This is a genomic window from Mesorhizobium hawassense (assembly GCF_003289945.1).
Taxonomy (GTDB): Bacteria; Pseudomonadota; Alphaproteobacteria; order Rhizobiales; family Rhizobiaceae; genus Mesorhizobium; species Mesorhizobium hawassense.
This window is the reverse complement of sequence record NZ_QMBP01000004.1, coordinates 391,027-409,573: the sequence shown is the minus strand read 5'-3', so window position 1 is coordinate 409,573 and position 18,547 is coordinate 391,027. Positions and strand designations below refer to the sequence as shown.

The following is an 18,547-nucleotide window of genomic DNA, read 5'->3' as shown; positions in this document are numbered from 1 at the left end:
GAAAATTGGAGATCTAGACTTTCGCGCGCAGGAGCCTCTTCGATGTTTTATCGACGGGGCAGAATCGCTGCGCCCTGGAACATACTTGCGCTTTCGCGATTGTGGGAGCGCGAACCGAACTTGAAGGCACCCTTGATGCATCGCTATCCGCAGATCACGATCGCAATTCATTGGCTGACCGCAGTGCTTGTGGTTGTCGCCTGGTTCACGGCGGTGGGCGGTCGTCACGCCCGTACCGACCCGTCCTACGTTCACTTTACGGTCGGGCTTGCCGTGCTGCTTCTGGTTATTCCTCGTCTAGTGGCTCGATGGCTTGGCGCTGGGCCTCGAATCGAGGATCCGCAGAAGCGCTGGCTCGATCTCGCGGCGCGCGCGGGACATACCGTTCTTTACGCTCTCCTCATCGCGCTGCCATTGAGCGGCTGGTATGCAGCCTCTCGGCTCGGGTTGTCCGTGTCCATCTTCGGCATCGGTCTGCCAAGCCTAGCGACGCCAGTGCAGGGTGCGCCAGGAGAGATTGCCGACTTGCACGAGACGGGAGGAACGCTGATCCTTTGGCTGGCGGGCCTGCACGCGCTGATCGCGCTGTGGCATCAATTCGTTCTGAAGGACCGGACACTCGAGCGGATGAATCCGTTGGCGTCGCCAGATTGATCCGAGATCGCCAATGGCTCGAAACTCGTCTACCCTACCACGCCAGCATTGGACGGCATTCCGTTGCAGCCAGCGTCAGGTCGAAGCCTCCGTGCTTTCTGTGAAAAGCGCTTCATCCAGTTGAACAATTCACCGCCGATCGGCACGTTCCATTCAGCACCTAAGGCATCAAAAGATCGATGTGAATGGTGCAGGGACGCGCCATTACTGCCCTTGCAGAACAGCAGATGTAGTGTTCCACGCTAGAACTCACACGGTGAGCCCGCCGCCGGGGTTCGACGGCGGGCCAGCAAGCAGCTCAAATCTGTGAGGAAATCAACCGCTTACTTATATTATAAGTTGCTGATATAACGTGGTGTAGTCAAGGCCTCGGGCCTGGTTCGACATTTCAAGCCGCGGCGCGTTCGGCTTGCCTGGGAATCAGGCGCGCCGGCCAGCATCGGCTGATTGAGGTTTGCGATGACGGAAGTCTCGATACGCCGAGCGGATTTCATGATGGTCCTTGCTTACGCATCGGACCTCGCGACAGGCCATTCCCGCGATTTCGCCCTGAAATCGTGCGTGACCGCCATGCGCATCGCGGAGCTTGCCGGCGTTCCTGACCAGGTTCGGCGCGATGCCTATCATCTGTCCATGCTGCGCTATGTCGGCTGCAATGCCGATACGGATCTGCTGGCGGCCACCTTCGGCGATGAAATCGCGCTGCGCCAGGACCTCGTCGGTCTCGACATGGGCAATCGCGCGGAATTGGGCAGGGTCTTCGTTCAGGCCTTCAAGAGGTTCTACTACGATCTCGCCCCGGACGCGCAGTCGAAGGCGATCGAGGCAGCGATGTCGCAGGCGCTCGCGGTGGCCCGCCCGGTGCTGACGGCGCATTGCGAGGTCGCGCAGCGGATCGGCGAGCGGCTCGGCCTGTCGAATGAAGTCCGGCGCAATCTTGGACAGATCTACGAACGTTGGGACGGCAAGGGCCTGCCGCGTGGGATGACTGGCAAGGATGTTCTGCCGGCAGTACGACTGATCACGCTGGCGCAGGATGCCATAGCGCTCAGCGAAGCCGTCGGTATCGACGGGATGGCCGAAACGATCGCAAGTCGGGGCGACGGCCCATATGAAGCGGATCTGGCCCGGCTGGTCTCGGCCAACGCGGCCGCGCTGATGAAAGATATCGGCGTGACAGTCGATCGCGAGACGATTTTGGCGCTGGAGCCCGACCCGCCGGTGACGCTGGATGAGGCGGCCTGCGACGAGGCATTCCTCGCCATCGCCGACATGATCGACATGCGCATGCCCTTTACGCAGGGCCATTCGCGCATGGTTTCGGAACTGGCCGCGGGTGCGGGTCAGCGGATCGGACTGCCAGTCCCTGACGTGCGTGCCTTGCGCTGGTCGGGATGTATCCATGACATCGGCGAACTGGTGGTGCCGGTGGCGACCTGGATGCGCAACGGCCCATTGTCGGTGCGCGAACGCGACGCGGCGCAGTTGCACGCTTATTACGGTGAAAGGGCGCTGGCATCCTTCGGCCGCGAGGGCGAGGGAATGGCCGCGCTGGTGCTGCGTCATCACGAGCGCCTGGATGGTTCGGGATATCACCGCAAGGTGGGTGCCGCCGATCTTTCCCCGGCAGCCAGGATCCTCGCCGCCGCCGAAGCCTTCCAGACGTCGCGAGAGGAACGCCCTCACCGCAAGGCGCTGTCCAGCGACGCGGCGGCGGCGCAGTTGCGCGCCGCTGTTCGCGACGGCTGTATCTGCCCCGATGCCGCCGAGGCCGTGTTGGCCTTCGCGGGGCAGCCTTCGCGCCGGGCGACGCCGCGGGCGCTGGCCGGCATGACGGCGCGTGAGATCGAGGTGCTGCGCCTGATCGCCGCCGGGCTGACCGCGAAGGAAGCGGCGCGCAGGCTCGATATCTCGCCCAAGACCGCCGACCACCATATCCAGAGCATCTATGGCAGGATCGGCGTCACGACCCGCGCTGCCGCCGCGCTTTACGCGGTCGAGCATGGCCTTGTGAGGCCGGGCGAGACGCAGGCATAGGGAATCCACCCCATGCGCACCCATTTCGAGGCGCGCATCGTGATCCTGTCGACGGACCAACGGTGGCCGCGACCGACAGGAGGAAATCAGATGCTTCTCGCAACGACCAAGGTCGCGGACGTCGACCACTTCATCCGTATCTTTTCGACCAAGGGCGCCGACAAGCGCCGGCTGCACGGCTCGAACGGCGCAACCGTGTTCCGCGACCCGAGCGAGCCCGACCGCGTCTGGGCGATCTTCGACTGGGACTCAGAGGGCTGGAAGAACTTCGTGTCGGACCCGGAGGTGCCGGCGATCCTGCAGGAAGCCGGCCATGTCGGCAAGCCGCAGGCCGCGCTGCTGCTCGGACACTACGAAGCCTGACGTTACGCCGTGCGCCGCCTGCCGACGGGCGGGCGCGCGCCACGCTTCGTACCGCCCTAACGCGAACACTGAAATCGGAGAAATCAGATGGACCCGAAACCCATCAGGATAGGGCTTATCGCCGAACTCACCGGCCCTTTGTCATTCATGGGCATTGCCAATGCGAACCTCACGACCATGCTCGTCGGCGATATCAACGCACAGGGCGGCCTGCTCGGCCGGCCGGTGGCGCTGGTCATCGAGGACGGTGAAACCACCGAAAGTGTCGCCAAGGCAAAGGCCGCGAAACTGATCGACGTCGATAAGGTCGACCTGGTCGTGGGTGGCATCTACAGCTCGACCCGCCAGGCCATCAAGAGCGAGGCGGTCACCCGAGGCAGGACGCTCTACATCTACACCGAGCAGTATGAAGGCCAGGAAAGCGACCCACTGATCTTCTGCACCGGACCCGTGCCGGCGCAGCAGGTCGAGCCGCTGATACCGTGGCTGATGAGGAGCACCGGGGCGAAGCGGTTTTATTTGCCCTCCGCCGACTACATCTGGCCCCATTTGCTGAACAAGGCCGCGAGCCGGGTTGTCCGCGCCAATGGCGGCGAGATCGTCGGCGAGGAGTATTTTCCGCTGGACACCGTCGATTTTCGGCGGACGGTGCAGCAGATCATGGCGAGCGGCACCGACGTGGTTTTCAACACGATCGTGCCGCCGGGCCTGACGCCGTTCCTCGAAGAACTGCACAGGGCCGGTTTCGGCAAGCGCGGCGGCAAGATCGTCTGCACCTACTTCGACGAGAATTTCTTCAACCTGGTGCCGCCCGAGCAGATCGAGGGCCTCTACAGCTGCCTCGACTACTACCAGGAAATCGACGATCCGTTCGGGCGCGGGCTCTTGCGCCGCTACAGCGACCGGTTCCCCGGCAGCGCCATGTTCACCGCGGGCAGCGGCTGCACCGGCCACTACCGGGCGATCAAGATGTGGGAAGCCGCCGTTCATGAGGCCGGCACCGTCGAGCGCGACGCGGTTATCCGGGCGCTCGATCACGCTCGGATCAGCGAGGGACCAGGCGGCCCGGCGGAGATGGTTCCCGGCCAGCATCATGTGCGTATGAACATGTACATCGCACAGGCGCAGAGTGGTCGATTCAAGGTGGTGAGGAACCTGGGTCCGATTGGCCCCAACGAGCGCATGCTTACCGAAGAATTCCAACTGAGCAACGTGGGGTGAACCGCGCGGACCCCGATCGCTGTTCTTCCAATCGGCGAGGACGACCAGATGGTGCCCTCGCCATCCACCGATCGCCGGTCCTCCGCCTCATTCTCGGGTTCGCCAGACCATACGAGAGAATACGAGGAAAACGGGTTGGCGAACCGGTCGCCAACATATTGATTTTCTGTACGAAAAGGCGTCCCTTCAGGTCCGCCGGAACACCTGTCCCCGCAACAGGCCGGCTGGCAAGATCATCGATCAATTCTCGCGGTGGGCGGAATGTTCGGTCTGCGCGGGATGATCGCCGTCGACCCACTGGATTATCATCCGGAATTGCACTTTCGCTTGCGAATAGTCGCGATAGAAGTCGAGAAGTTCTCCCGTGGGTTCCGACAAGCGTTGGAAGCCCGAAATGAAGGCGACGATCGTGCCGATCGTCGTCTGCCCACGGATCACAAGATAGCCGCCAACGATCAGGACCATCAGCGACCCCATCGCGTTGGCTACATTCATCGACGTCTTCAGCCCGAACCTCAACAAATAGAATTCGATGCGGTTGCTGAAGATCGAGCGTATGGTGCGAAAGGCCGCTCGGCGCTTCGTCGAGTGACTGGCGAAGGAATTGACTGCCTGGTTGCCAAGCTTTCGGACCAGCGCGACCTGCCGTTCCACGAGTGTGTTCAGGTCCTTCTGCATGTAAAGCGCAAGCAGGATCTGCGGCAGAAGTGACACGCCGCTGACCAAAGCGATCACCGGCTGCATGTAGATCATGTAAGATATTATGGAGATCATTATCGTGACGTTGACTACGCATTCAGAGATGCTGGTGCCGACAAATGCGCCAACGTAGTCGATCTCGTTGCCGATGATGCCGGCGGTCTGGCCACTCCTTGCGTGGTCGCGCGCGGACCTTTGCGTGGCGACGACAGCGAGTTGGTCGCGGGCCGTCTTCACCACGCTCTCTCCGACCCAGCCCTGATAGACGATCAGGGCGTACTTCAGCCCCGCATGCAGGAGTATGGCCGCAAGATACAGGCCGCCGAGCATCAGGAGCGCCCGTACGTTCTTGTCGGCAATCGCCACATCGACGATCCGTCTCTGCAGGTCGATGGGGATAAAGTTGGCCAAGGCAACCAAAATTGCGATCACGCTGACATAGACCTGATGCATGCCGCTGGCGCGCCGGACAAAGCCGGGAAACTTCTCGCCAGGGCGCATCACGTCGGCCGTCGGCTCAAACGGGGTGAAGCGCCGCGCAATCGTCGCGAAAACTCCGCTCACCTTCGGCGCACCTCCGTCGCCTCTTCTTCCAGTCCAACCGATACGGGCAACATATCCTGTCGGTGACAAGCTGAACGGGCATCCTCAATCAGGCCCGGGACTGTCGCTCGGCCATGCCTTGCGCGCCGGCGTGGCCCCCGGTGGTGCCGGTCGTGCTCGAAAAAGAGCCTCTTCGACCATTCCGAGACCAGGGCATGAGCGACCGTGATGCGCTGCTTCAACGCGTCGACCGCGCGAGACGCGCTGTATTCCTGACTGAAGCCGCGACCGCAACTCACTAGGATGATTGCACCGATGATAACGGCCTCGCGACCTTCACCGACAACACCGGAAACGATCGCCGCGACGATCAGGACCAGAACCAGCGGGTTGCGAAACTGCCACAACAGGACCGCCAGCGCTTGTTCTCGCCGATGATCGGCGAACGTGTTTGGCCCGTGGCGCGAAAGCCCGTTGCGCGCCTCGGTCGAAGTCAGCCCGGCAAGCCGAGAGTGGCATTCCTGCAGCACCTCGATAGTCGGTCGCGACCAGTGGGGCCCGCCTACGCCGCGCCACGTTGGGGAGGCTGAGTTCTTTCTCATCACGGTTTGATAGCGAAGAAGGCCGAGAGGCCCCTTGATCGGCATCAAGGCCGGGAGAATTACGATCTGAGCAGGCTGCGCGATAGATGCGCTGGAGAGTTCGGAGCGTTGCATGAACCGAGACCATCGTCCTGCCGGAGCCGCTGCTAGAACAGGCTTAGGAAGGGAGGCCAGATCGGTGAAGTAATGCTCCGGGATAAGACCACCTTCGGCGCCGTCGATCGCCGGGACGGGTTCGAGTCTGCCCCGGCGATCGATGATCCCGCCGAGTCGCCATCGTGCGGATGTTCGGCAATCAAGTTCTCTGGCATTGATCCCAGGCAATTGGCCGCCGTGGAAGTCGAGTTTAACCAAACCCGAAGTGCGACCCTTCATGTATCGCCTTGATTTTGTTGGCTTGTGGTGCGTTGCTGAGGCGCCATCAGACCTAGTAGCAGGTTTTCGGCGAGCAAGAAGACCGTCACTACGGGGCGACTTGCGTCGGCCTCGATGTCGAGGGCAGCTTCGCTTCACTCGCGAGGCATCCTCGCCATGTGAGGTGTTTGCCTGTCCTGGGTGGCCGGCATCGCGGGGCAGTTCGCTCGCAGTTCACGGGATCATGCGGAGCGACACCGTAAGCTTCGTGGTTTTGGCTCACGAAAAACGCGATGAAGTCAACTGGCTTCCCGGCTGTTCGAAGCAAGATCGGTGCCGCTCCGTGAGCTCCTTTGAAGTCGCTTCCAACTCCTTCTCGCGCCGTCCGGCATTCCACGCCAGCGCGGCCGCCGCGGTATCGGCGATTTGTTCAAGGTTGGCGCGGCTGAGCCGGCCCGTGATCGCCAATGCGGTGCGCCGCATGACGATGTCCGCCAGATGGACGACATTTTCGTTGCGCGCCAGCCAATCGATTTCCGCCAACGTATAGTCGCACGAGCCGGCAAGCGGCTTCGCCTGTCGTTCGGCTTCGTGCGCCAGAATGAGGCGGGCCGTCGTGCCATAGCGGTCGAGCAGTGCTTCGGTGCGGGCGGGCGACGCTCCCGTGTCAGCTGTGACGGCGGAGATCCAGCGGGCATGCGCAACCGCATCGGCCGGAAAGTCGCGGCCGCCGCCGATGGCCAGGCTTTGCGTGCTTACCCGCCTTGGCTGACCAAGCCTTGACAAGAGCATATCCGCCACCTCTTCGGCGAAACCGCGGAAGGTCGTCCACTTGCCGCCCACCAATGAGACGATCGGCCAGTTCCGGTCACCCTCGGTTTCCATCACGGGCGCCGAGTGGTCGCGGCTGATCAGGCCCGGCGCCGTGCCGTCCGACGCCGGAAGCGGGCGGATGCCGGAATAGGCATAGACGATCTGCTCGCGCCCGAAGGCAAGACCGGGCAGGAGTTCGCGCAGGCTGGCCAGGAAATAGTCGATCTCGTCATCCTCGCAGCGCACCGTCTCGGGGTCGGCTGCGCGTATGTCGGTCGAGCCGACCAGCGCCCGGCCGAGATAGTCGAACACCAGGCAGATGCGGCCGTCATTGGCCTCGAAATAGATCATGCGGCCGTTCAGCGCCCGCAGCAGGTCGGGATGGTCGAGCACGATGTGCGAGCCCTTGGTGCCGCCGATCAGCCGTGACGGCGCGCCGAGCGCCGTGTTGACATGGTCGATCCATGGCCCAGCTGCGTTGACGACGATGCGCGGCCGGAAGCCGAGCTCGCCGCCGTCGGGCAGGGCGAAGCGCACGACGCTGCCGTCGCTGTCCAGCAATTGGACATAGTTCAAGGCCTCGGATTGAGGGCTTGCCCTGACGCCGTCCTGAAGAAGTTCTAGCACCAGCCGCTCGGGATGACGGACGGTGGCGTCATAATAGGTGCCGGCCGCCACGATGCCCGACGTCAGCGGCGGTATCTCGCTCAGCGCCCGCGCTTTCGACCACATGCCATGCCGGGGCATGACGCGGCGGCGAGCGCCGTAGAAGTCATACATGGCAAGGCCGATCTTGATCAGCAGAGCGCCGCGGCCGCGCGGAGCGGTCGTGCTGCCGAAAAGGGTGCGCAGCGCGGCTCCGATGCCCGTCAGCCAGGAAAAGATCGGGATGACGGTCGGCAGCGGCCGCACGGCATGCGGGGCATTGCGCAGCAAAAGGTTGCGCTCCAGCGTCGATTGCGCGACGAGGCCCAACTCACCCGTTTCGAGATACTTGATGCCGCCATGGATGAGCCGCGACGGCGCGGCGCTGGTGCCGGAACCGAAATCCGCCTTGTCGACGATCGCGACCCGCAGGCCCTGTTCGCACAGATCGCGAAACAGGCCGGCGCCGTTGATGCCGGCGCCGATGATGAGGACATCGACATCGCGTGTCGTCCCGGTCATTGCACCGGCACGATCTTGAGATTGACCCCGGCCGCCTTCAGGCTGCCGGCAACCTCGTCGGGAAGGCCGTCGTCGCTGAGCACGAGATCGAAGTCGGTGAGGTCCGCGAACAGGTGCAGCGCCACCTTGCCGAACTTGGAGGAATCGATGAGCAGCACGCTGCGCGAGGCCGCTGCCGCCATGGCCTGCTTCACCCGCACCACCTGCGGATCCTGGATCAGCGTCGCGGTCTTGTCGATCGCCGAGGCCGAGCAGATGAGCAGATTGACCCGGATCTTCTGCAGCGCGTTCTCGCAGATGTGGCCGATGAAGGCGTTGTAGGTCGGATGGTATTCGCCGCCGAGCAGGATTAGCTTCAGCTCGTCCTTGTCCACCAGTTGCTCCGCCAGCGACAGGCTGTTGGTGACGACGGTCAGTGGCGCGACCTGCGGCAGGAGCGGGCCGAGCGCGTTGGCGGTGGTCGAATCGTCGAGCAGCACGACCTGCCCCGGCTCGATCTCGGCCAGAGCCGCCCGGGCAAGCGCGCGCTTGGCCGCCGCCGCATGCGTCTCGCGGAAACGGAAGAGGCTTTCGTAGACGCCGGACGGCTGCGCGCTGACCGCGCCGTGCAGCTTGCGCAGCACGCCCTGGCGCGCCAGCTCGTCGACATGGCGATGGATGGTCATGCGCGAGACGCCGAACGCCGTCACGAGCTCGTCGATGCGCGCCTCGCCATGCTGAATGACATAATCGGCAATGTCCTGCCGGCGATTGTCCGCGTTCATCGCTCTCCCCCTTCCGCGAGCGCTTCGATCGATGGCCAGACCTCGGCGAAACGGTCGGCGATGTCGCAGTGCAGCCGGTAGCGCTTGTCCATGGCGGCGCTGCGCTCGGGGTCGGGCCGGTAGGTGCGGCCAAGTGTGGCGAGGTCGCGAGGATCGTGCCGCGGCGAGGCGAACAAGCCGACGCCGGCGCCGGCGCACAGTGCGGCGCCCCATGCGGCGGCTTCCTCCGTCTCGGTCACCGTGAGCGGCATGGCGAGCACGTCGGCAAAAACCTGCGCGAAGGCCGGGTTGCGGGAAATGCCGCCGGTCAGCCGCGCCTCGCGCGGCGCAAAACCTTCGCGCAGCGCATCGACGTGGACGCGATGATTGAAGGCTATGCCTTCGATCACCGCGCGCAGCATGTCGCCGCGGCCGTGCCAGCCGCGCAGCCCGAGGAAGCCGGCGCTGGCTGTCGGGCCATGCGGCGAACCGAACAGATAGGGATGGAAGAGCAGCGTCGAGGGCCGCGCCAACGCCGCCTCGATTTCAGGGCCGACGATGGCGTGGATCGAGTGCCCGCCCGTTTCCGCCGCCGCCCGCTCGGAGCCGCACAGCGTGTCGAGGAACCAGTCGTAATTCGCCGCCGATGCCGGCGAGATCGACATGTTGTTCCATTCGCCGGGCCTCAATCCGCTGCGGCAGAACCAGCGGGCGTCGATGTGCGGCACGGCTGAGACCGTCTCGTTGATCGAATAGGTGCCGGCAACGATGGCGACCACGCCTTCGCCATAGCCGCCGATGCCGAGCGCCGAGGCGGTCACGTCGTGCAGGCCGGCCACGACCGGCGTGCCGGCAAGCAGGCCCGTGGAGCGCGCCGCCTGCGCCGTGACGGCGCCGACGACCTCGTCCGGCCGCATGGCCGGCGGCAGCGCATCGCCGAGCGCTTCGAGACCGAAGATCGGCAGGATGTCCGGCGCGTAGGTTTGGCTGTAGACGGCGGTGAACGAGGTGCTCGCCTCGGTGAGATCGGTGCCGAGGCTTCCCGTCAGGCAGAGGCGCAGCCAGTCCTTGCAGGCGAGAACGTGGCCGATGCGGGCAAAGCGCTCCGGTTCCCGCTCGCGGATCCAGGCCAGGAGCGAAGACGGCGCCGAGGCGTGCGGCGTCTGGCCGGTCCGCGACAGCGCCTTGCCGGCCGTCCCGTCGGTTTGCCACCGGGCGGCAATTTCTCCGGCCCGGCTGTCCAACGACAGGATGCCGTACCCGAGCGGTTGGCGGTCGCGGTCGAGCATGTAGAGGCCGTCGCCATGCGCGGTGGCGGCGACGCCGGCGATGTCCGAGGCCGGTCTGCCGCAGCCGGAGACCGCTTCGGCGATCGCTTCGGCGGCGGCGCGCCACAGCTCGTTCATATCGCGCTCGACATGACGCGGCCCGGAGATGATCTGCGGCAGCCGGCGGCGGGCCACGGCCAGCGGCGCGCCGGCTTCGTCGAACACCACCGCCTTGGTGACGGTCAGGCCGCTATCGATCCCCAGCAGACAGGACATAAGCTCCTCGCCATGCACGTAGCGTGCATCTCCTGAGGTTATCACGTAGCACCATGTTAAATTAACATCAATGGATGTTACAATTTGCCGGTGGTAACATCTTCTTGTCGCACAGGAGCGACGACGACAGTCATGCCGCCTGCCTTCATCTCCTCGACCTGTCGGGGCGGGATTCCGTCGTCGACGACGATGACGTCGAACTCGTTCAGCGCGCACATGGCATGCAGCGCCCGGCGCTCGAACTTGGTGTGATCGGCAAGCAGGATGCGCATTGCGGCGCTGTCGAACATGGCGCGCTTGGTCTCGACCATTTCCGGCGACTGGTGGAACACCATGCCATCCGTGATGGCCGACATCGACATGAAGACGCGATCGGCCCTCAGCCGCCGGATCTCCGTGACCGTGACCGGCCCCATGAACGCATTGCACCAGTTATAGAACTGGCCGCCAAGCCCGAGCAGCGTCAGGTCGCGCGTATCCTTGAGCTCGTTCATCAGGGTGATGGAATTGGTGATCGCCGTCAGCGGCACGCGCGCGGCAAGATGCGGCACGAGCTGCAGGACGGTGGTGGAATCGTCGAAGAAGACGGCTTGTCCGGGTTCCAGGAAGGCCGCCGCCGCCTGCGCGATGGCGCGCTTCTCGGCTCCCTGGCGCGAGGAGCGGTAGACGTCGCTCGATTCGATGAGGCTGGTCGGGGCGGCCGAGACGATGCCACGCGTCTTGCGCAGCAATCCCTTCTCGACCAGTTCATCGAGGTCGCGATGCGCGGTCATCAGGCTGATGCCGAAACGCTCGGTGAGGTCCTCGATGCGCATCGTGCCCTCGGCCATGACGGCCTCGGCAATCATTCGACGGCGCGCCAGCTGGCGCGCATGGCGGCTGTCGGCGGGCACCTGATCCCCGGCAAGGGTCTTCAACGCCTGCTCGGGCCGAATCTCGCGATCTGTCATCCAAGCCTCTCCTGCCGATGCCATTCGCATATCTGGCGCCGATGGCAAGCAGGCACCTCAGGGGCGAGCAGTGTTTTGCGCATCGAATGCCTTTGCGCGGCAGGAAAAGGGGCGCGCAACGCCGCGCGCCCCGATCCGGCGGTTCACTGGGAGAGCGTGAACGGCCCGGTGTACTTGTCGACATTGTCCTTGGTGATCAGGGCGCAGTCGAAGAGCTGCTTCTCGGAGGCAGCGCCCGTCGAGCCGGTCTTGATGAACTTGTCGGCCTGCTTCACTGCTTCGGCCGAGAAGACCGCGACAGGCTGCAGAACCGTGTACTGCATTTCGCCGGCCTTGACGGCGGCGACCGCGTCTGGCGAGCCGTCGAAGCCGCCGACTTTCACCTGGGAGAGCTTGCCGGCCTCCTTCAGCGCCGCGATGGCGCCGAGGGCCATCTCGTCATTGCCGGAAATGACGCCCACGATGTCGGGATGGGCCTGCAGCAGCGACTGCATTTTCTGGTAGCCCTGGGTGCGGTCCCAGTTGGCCACTTCCTTGCCGACCTTCTTGAGGTCAGGATACTGGGTGAGCACGGTCTCATAGCCGTTCGAGCGCGTCGCCGCGTTGTTGTCGGCGGGGTTGCCGAACAGCTCGACATAGTTGCCCTTGTCGCCGATCGCCTCGACCCACTGCTGCGCGCCGATCGCGGCGCCCTGGGCGTTGTTGGAGACGAGCTGCGCCTTGGCGAGACCATCCTGGTTGATCTCGGCGTTGACCAGGAAGACCGGGATGTTGGCGGCGATCGCCTTCTTGACCGCGCCGATCGAACCGTCGGCATTGGCCGGGTCGAGGATGATCGCCACCGACTTGTTGGTGATGGCGGTGTCGATCATCGTGCTTTCGGTGTTGGTGTCGCCCTTGTGGGCGCTGACATTGGCGGTGTAGCCGAGGCTCTCGGCCGTGGCCTTGGCGACCTGGCCTTCGGTGAGCCAATACGGATTGGCCGGATCGGTCACGATGATGCTGATCAAGCCCGCCGCCCAGGCATGGCTTGCCATCAGCGGCAGCGTGGCGGCCGCGACCAACAGGATCCTTCTGGCTTTATCGATCATTTCTCTCACTCCCTTCTTATAGATTGCAGTTGCGGATTGCGGTTTGCCGATTTTCTCGGCCTTCTTTCCGGTCGATCTCCTTGCGTCCGGAGAAGCTTTTGGCGAGGCGCGGCGTCACTGTCGGACGCCGCGGGCCCCATATTGGATGGTGTTCATGAGCACGGCGAGCACGATGACGGCGCCGGTGAAGACGGTCTGCCAGTAGGAAGAGACGCCGATGATGACCAGGCCGTCCGAAAGAAAGCCGATGACGAAGGCGCCCAGCATGGTCCCGCCTACGGTACCGCGCCCGCCGGTCAGCGCGGCGCCGCCGATGACGACCGCCGCGATCGCGGTCAGCTCGTAGGTGGTGCCGGCGGTCGGCCCGGCCGACGTCAATTGCGAAGACAGCACCAGGCCGGCGATGGCCGACAGGATACCAGAGAGCGTATAGACCGTGATCTTGACCCGCTTGACCGGCACGCCCGACAGGTCGGCTGCGTTCTCGTTGCCGCCTGCGGCATAGAGCCAGCGGCCGAAGGAAGAGCGGCTGAGCATCAGCCCGGTCAGCACGGCAAGCGCCGCCAGGACCAGCACGCTGATCGGCACTCCAAACAGCCGGTTGAAACCCAGCCAGTCGAAGCCGGTGTTGCCGAGCTCCGGCCGGCCGGCGAGATTGTTGTAGGTAAGGCCGTTGGTCTGCAGCAGCGCGATGCCGCGCGCCATGTACATGACGCCCAGCGTGGTGACGAAGGCGGGCACCTTGAACCAGGCGATGAGGATGCCGTTGAGCGCGCCGAGCGCGGCGCCGAGCGCGCAGGTCAGCACCACCACGGCCCATACCGGCGGAAACAGGATGACGCCGAGCGGTTTCAACTCCAGGCCTTGCATGAGCGCGCCGGCGACAACGCCGCACAGAGCCAGGATCGAGCCGACCGAGAGGTCGATGCCGCCGCTAAGGATGACCAGCAGCATGCCGATCGCGAGTATGCCGTAGATGGCCACGTGCGAGGACATGATCAGCAGATTGGAGACGGTGAGGTAGTTCGGCGACAGAAACGAAAAGACGACCACGATGGCGATCAGCGCGAAGAAGGCGCGGCCCTTCAGCAGGAGCTTGATCGGGTTGCTTGTTCCCTTGACGGGCGAGACCTGGGAAGACATGCGGTTGGCGCTCGTTTGCGTCATTGTTCGTTTTCCGTGTTCCGCTCAGGCCGCCACGGCCTCGCCCGAGGCGGCCATGATCTTTTCCTTGGTGATGTCCGAAGTGAACTCGGCCGAGATCCGGCCGCGCCGCATGATGATGATGCGGTGGGCGATCGACAGGCATTCGTTGACTTCCGATGTCGTGAAGACGACGGCCTGCCCGGCCGCAGCGTGATGAGCCAGAATCCGGAACACCTCGGCCTTGGCGCCGATGTCGATGCCGCGGCTGGGTTCATCCAGCAGGATCACCTTGGGATCGGTGGCGAGCATCTTGCCGATGACCACCTTCTGCTGGTTGCCGCCCGACAGCGACCCGATCGGCACGTCCGGTCCATCGGTCTTGACCGTCACGTCCCGGATCGATTTCTGGACCAGCGCACGTTCGAGCTTGATAGAGGTGAAGACGCCGCGCGTGAATTCCATGATCGAGGCGAGCGAAAGGTTCTGCCCGACCGACATCGTCTGGACGAGCCCGTAGCGCTGGCGGTCTTCCGGCACGAGCACAAGGCCGCGGGCGATGCGCTCGCCGATGGCAAGATGGGAAATCTCCTTGCCTTCGAGCACGATCTCGCCGGACGTCGCGCTCAGCTTGCCGGCGACGGTTTCGAGCAGTTCCGTCCTGCCGGCCCCCATCAGGCCGTAGATGCAGACGATCTCGCCGGCCCTGACGTCGAGCGACATGCGGTCGACGACGTTGTAGCCGCCTCCGGCCGGATCCGGCACGGTCAGGTCGCGGACCGAAAGCATGACCGGGCCGAAATCATGGCCGGCCGGCGGATTGCCCAGGTCGTAGTTCTCGCCGACCATGTTGCGCACGATCCATTCCAGATCGATATCGGCGCGTGGCGCGTAGGCGGTCATGTTGCCGTCCCGCAGCACCACGGCATGATCGGTGATCTGCAGGGCCTCCTCGAGATGGTGCGAGATGTAGACGATCGACACGCCTTTGGCGGTGAGGTCGCGGATGACGCTGAAGAGAACCTCGACCTCGGTGGCCGACAGCGCCGAGGTCGGCTCGTCCATGATGAGGATGCGGCTGTCGACCGAAAGCGCGCGGGCGATCTCGACGATCTGCTGCTGTCCGAGGCGCAACTCCTCGACAGGGGTGAGCGGATCTATTTCCTCCTCGAGCTCCTGCAGCAGCCTGCGGACCTGGCGTTCCTCCTCGGCGTAGTTGACACCGGTCGGGCCGGTGATCTCGCGGCCCATGAAGATGTTGTCGCGAACCGACAGGTTGGGCGCGAGGCTGAGCTCCTGATGAATGATCGAGATGCCGTGGTTTCGCGCGTCGGTGGAGGAGGAAAACACGATGGGCTGACCGTCGAGAACGATCTCGCCGGACGTCGGCTGCACCACGCCGGAGAGGATCTTCATCAGGGTCGACTTGCCGGCGCCGTTCTCGCCGAACAGCGTTGTCACCTGGCCGCGGTGGATGTCGAAATTGACGCCCTTCAGCGCCTTCACGCCGTTGTAGGACTTGGCGATGTTGCGCGCCGCCAGAACCACTTCGCCGGCCGGCCGGGATGTCGCAGCGCCGCTCATTTGACGGTGACCTTAACCGGTGTGATCAGCCAGTTCTTCGGGTTGATGAGGCGGAAAACGCCAAAGATTTCCAGCGTCTTGCCGGAGAGGCTGGCGGTGTCGATACCGTCGAGGGTCGCCTTCTTCATGGCGCGGTTGATGCCCGAGCCGGCGTCCTGGTACTCGATCTGGTTCTTGAACTTGCCGAAGACGATATCGCCCGTGGCATCGCGCAGATCGGTGCCGTTGATTGCCGGGCCGGCCTGCACCCGAACATGGATGTCGGCCGGCACACCGTCGGCCTTGAGCTCGTAGACGCCCGATTTCGCTTCGCCCGCCACCGCCGTCAGCCTGATCGGGATGATCGCACCGGTCGACGAGGCGGTTCCGTATTGCTTGGCGGCGGCATTCTTGTCGGCCATGACCGCCGGTCCGAAGGTGGCGGCGGCGACGGCGTGCTCGACGACGAAGGCCTGGATGCGCGGGAATTCCTTTTCGCCGAAACGGTCGGGCGAAAATGCCTCCTGGCTAACGTCGGCGGACGATCCGATCCGGACCACCTTCGTGTCGAGAGCGATCGCGGCAAGGACCACGATGCCGAGACCGATCACGACCGTCAGACCGCGGCGTGGCGCGGCGGGGGCCTTCGGGGTCGACATGGCGTTCATCATTCAGAGCCTTGCCGGCAATGGAACGAGGCGGGCAGGGGCCGATGTGGAAGCGTTGCGGATCCACCAGGCACGCCTGCGGCCGGATTGGTGACACGGCGTAAAAGGGTCGCTTGCTTGCATCGATTTTCTCCACCCTTGGCCGGCGATGCAGCTTCTTCCCTCCCACCGCATCCACGCCCATCTGTCAGAATTATGTTATGTTAATGTTATCTTCTGCGTCAAGCATGTTAGATTTAAATTCCGTTTTAGGTGCGGATTGTGGCCTGTTGCAGGGCGTGCCCGGCCCTGCGGGTTTCAGATCGGCATCTCCCGAAAACGGTCTCATATTCTAGATTGCCGCCATGGCAGATCGTTGAAATTCTTCATCTCGCAGGCACGGTACGGCAATGCCGCAGGAGCGAATGACAGTCAGTAAACCATTAATTTTATTGTCAATTACGCTGCCAGTCCTGCGCCGAGGCGCAAGCTGAACACAAGCCTGAAGCATCCGGTCGCCTGTTCGTCCGCTTCCCGCCTGCTTGGTGAGAACGACGGGGGGACGGATTGTCGATTTCCTCCTGACTGATATCAGCGTAACTGAAAAAATTTTCGATGTCTGCAAAAAAAATCATCCATTGTGTTATTTCCATGATAACTTAGGATGAATTGTGTAGGCGCCGTTACGGAGGAGTGCGCAACGGCGTATCTTTCGCCGCCGCCCGCGAGCGGGTGGGACCTCAGGCGGGAAAATCAGGAGGAAACGGACATTGCCCTGTTGCCGATCCAGGCATGGTCGCATCGGATGCGGAGAGACCCGTGGCCGGCGCTGACGTCATCATAGGTATCGATTCCGGCACGTCGGTCATCAAGGCGGTCGCCTTCGAGCTGAACGGCCGCCAGATCGCGTCCGCTTCGGTTCCGAACCGCTATGCGTCTGGCGCCGACGGTTCGGCGACGCAGTCGCTCTCCCAGACCTGGCGCGACTGCGCAGCTGCGCTTCGAGGGCTCGGCGACAAGGTTGAAAACCTGGCGACGCGCACCGCGGCGCTGGCGGTGACCGCGCAAGGCGATGGCACCTGGCTCGTGGGTCGGCAAGACAAGCCGGTCGCCGACGCATGGCTGTGGCTCGACGCCCGCGCGGCGCCCACCGTCGAGCGCCTGGCCGCCGGCCCGCTCGGCCGCGCCCGTTTCGAGGCGACGGGAACCGGGCTCAACACCTGCCAGCAGGGCAGTCAGATGGCCCATATGGACCGCCGCGCGCCCGAGCTTCTCGACCATGCCGAAGTGGTGTTGCACTGCAAGGATTGGCTCTATCTGAACCTGACCGGCGTACGCGCCACCGACCCGTCGGAAGCAAGCTTCACCTTCGGCAATTTCCGCACCCGCCGCTACGACGACACGGTCATCGAGGCGCTCGGCCTTTCCGGCCGGCGCAAGCTGCTGCCCGAGATCATCGACGGCACGATGGTGACCCATCCGCTTGCCGCCGAGGCGGCGGCCGAGACGGGGCTGAAAGCGGGCACGCCCGTCAGCCTCGGCTATGTCGACATGGTCATGACCGCGCTCGGCGCCGGGGTCTGCGGTGGCGAGGGGGATGTCGCCTGCTCGATCGTCGGCTCGACCGGCGTCCACATGCGGGCCGTGCCGACAGGCGCCGTGCACCTCAACAAGGAGGGCTCGGGCTACGTCATCACCCTGCCGGTCCCGGATCTGGTGACGCAGGTCCAGACCAACATGGCGACCACGCTCAACATCGACTGGGTTCTCGGTCTCGCCTCGGATGTGCTGAAGGAATTCGGGCACGAGGCCGGTCACGGCGATCTGGTCGCCCGCATCGATCGCTGGCTCGACGACAGCCGGCCCGGCCAGATCGTCTATCACCCCTATATTTCGGAGGCCGGCGAGCGCGGGCCGTTCGTCAATGCCAACGCCCGGGCCGGCTTCGTTGGCCTGTCGGTAAACCATCGCTACCCAAGCCTCGTTCGTGCCGTCCTCGAGGGGCTGGGGCTGGCCATGCGCGACTGCTACGCGGCGATGGGCGACCTGCCGTCGGAGCTGCGGCTGTCGGGCGGCGCGGCCCGCTCGCAGGGACTGCGCGGCATCCTGTCGGCGGCGGTTCACGCGCCGGTGCGTGTATCCTCGCGCGAGGAGGCGGGTGCCGCCGGCTGCGCGATGATGGCGGCGGTCGCCATCGGCGCCTATCCCGACATGGACGCCTGTATCGCCGACTGGGTCACGCCGCTGCTCGGGCCCGCCGAGGCGCCCGATCCGGCGTTGATCGGCGTCTATGACGGGCTGTTTCCGGCATTCGGCGCGGCGCGCCGTGCCTTGGGGCCAGCCTGGGACATGCTGGCCCCCCAGCGCCGCAACACGGCCGGCGCCTCCGCCAAGATGCCGCAAGGAGCATAGG

The 18,547-nt window shown here is 64.3% G+C and carries 15 protein-coding genes; 5 read left to right on the top strand and 10 right to left on the bottom strand.

Annotated features, from left to right (window positions below; translation table 11 throughout):
- Positions 1-42 precede the first annotated feature (42 nt).
- The 4 genes from DPM33_RS12000 (at position 43) to DPM33_RS11985 (ending at position 4,275) form a co-directional block, all read left to right on the top strand.
- Positions 43-654, top strand: a complete 612-nt coding sequence (locus tag DPM33_RS12000; protein WP_245442088.1) for a cytochrome b — start codon at positions 43-45, stop codon at positions 652-654.
- 570 nt (positions 655-1,224) lie between these two features.
- On the top strand, positions 1,225-2,691 hold the full coding sequence (locus tag DPM33_RS11995; protein WP_245442104.1) for an HD domain-containing phosphohydrolase: 1,467 nt from the start codon (positions 1,225-1,227) through the stop codon (positions 2,689-2,691).
- 90 nt (positions 2,692-2,781) lie between these two features.
- Positions 2,782-3,054 carry a hypothetical protein gene (locus DPM33_RS11990; protein ID WP_112097720.1) on the top strand — a complete coding sequence of 91 codons (273 nt, stop codon included), beginning with the start codon at positions 2,782-2,784 and terminating at the stop codon, positions 3,052-3,054.
- 87 nt (positions 3,055-3,141) lie between these two features.
- Complete coding sequence (locus DPM33_RS11985) at positions 3,142-4,275, top strand: substrate-binding protein (RefSeq protein ID WP_112097628.1); 1,134 nt, start codon at positions 3,142-3,144, stop codon at positions 4,273-4,275.
- Between the two features lie 240 nt (positions 4,276-4,515).
- Here the strand turns inward: DPM33_RS11985 and DPM33_RS11980 are convergent, their stop codons facing one another.
- From DPM33_RS11980 to DPM33_RS11935, 10 genes are all read right to left on the bottom strand, one after another.
- On the bottom strand, positions 4,516-5,538 hold the full coding sequence (locus DPM33_RS11980; protein ID WP_112097627.1) for an ABC transporter transmembrane domain-containing protein: 1,023 nt from the start codon (positions 5,536-5,538) through the stop codon (positions 4,516-4,518).
- The gene (locus tag DPM33_RS11975) at positions 5,535-6,494 is read right to left on the bottom strand and encodes a cation-transporting P-type ATPase (RefSeq protein ID WP_112097626.1); all 960 of its coding nucleotides are present in this window, start codon (positions 6,492-6,494) and stop codon (positions 5,535-5,537) included. The genes DPM33_RS11980 and DPM33_RS11975 overlap by 4 nt, the downstream gene beginning before the upstream one ends.
- A 258-nt stretch (positions 6,495-6,752) precedes the next feature.
- Positions 6,753-8,453: a glycerol-3-phosphate dehydrogenase/oxidase gene (locus tag DPM33_RS11970; RefSeq protein WP_112097625.1), complete on the bottom strand. Its 1,701-nt coding sequence runs from the start codon at positions 8,451-8,453 to the stop codon at positions 6,753-6,755.
- A complete protein-coding gene (locus DPM33_RS11965) occupies positions 8,450-9,217 on the bottom strand; it encodes a DeoR/GlpR family DNA-binding transcription regulator (RefSeq protein WP_112097624.1) in 768 nt (255 codons plus the stop codon). The genes DPM33_RS11970 and DPM33_RS11965 overlap by 4 nt, the downstream gene beginning before the upstream one ends.
- Entirely contained in the window at positions 9,214-10,740 is a 1,527-nt protein-coding gene (locus DPM33_RS11960) for an FGGY-family carbohydrate kinase (protein WP_112097623.1), read from the bottom strand. The genes DPM33_RS11965 and DPM33_RS11960 overlap by 4 nt, the downstream gene beginning before the upstream one ends.
- Positions 10,741-10,817: 77 nt before the next feature.
- Positions 10,818-11,690 carry a DeoR/GlpR family DNA-binding transcription regulator gene (locus DPM33_RS11955; protein WP_112097622.1) on the bottom strand — a complete coding sequence of 291 codons (873 nt, stop codon included), beginning with the start codon at positions 11,688-11,690 and terminating at the stop codon, positions 10,818-10,820.
- A 143-nt stretch (positions 11,691-11,833) separates the two neighbouring features.
- Complete coding sequence (locus DPM33_RS11950) at positions 11,834-12,781, bottom strand: D-ribose ABC transporter substrate-binding protein (RefSeq protein WP_112097621.1); 948 nt, start codon at positions 12,779-12,781, stop codon at positions 11,834-11,836.
- Positions 12,782-12,895: 114 nt separating this feature from the next.
- Positions 12,896-13,948, bottom strand: coding sequence for an ABC transporter permease (locus DPM33_RS11945; RefSeq protein ID WP_112097620.1), 1,053 nt, complete (start codon positions 13,946-13,948; stop codon positions 12,896-12,898).
- Positions 13,949-13,969: 21 nt separating this feature from the next.
- Complete coding sequence (locus tag DPM33_RS11940; protein WP_112097619.1) at positions 13,970-15,508, bottom strand: sugar ABC transporter ATP-binding protein; 1,539 nt, start codon at positions 15,506-15,508, stop codon at positions 13,970-13,972.
- Positions 15,505-16,146 carry a DUF2291 family protein gene (locus tag DPM33_RS11935; RefSeq protein ID WP_112097719.1) on the bottom strand — a complete coding sequence of 214 codons (642 nt, stop codon included), beginning with the start codon at positions 16,144-16,146 and terminating at the stop codon, positions 15,505-15,507. Before DPM33_RS11935 ends, DPM33_RS11940 begins: the two co-directional genes overlap by 4 nt.
- An 807-nt stretch (positions 16,147-16,953) precedes the next feature.
- Between DPM33_RS11935 and DPM33_RS11930 the strand changes: the two genes are divergently transcribed.
- Positions 16,954-18,546 carry an FGGY-family carbohydrate kinase gene (locus tag DPM33_RS11930; protein WP_245442087.1) on the top strand — a complete coding sequence of 531 codons (1,593 nt, stop codon included), beginning with the start codon at positions 16,954-16,956 and terminating at the stop codon, positions 18,544-18,546.
- The last annotated feature ends 1 nt before the right edge of the window (position 18,547 follow it).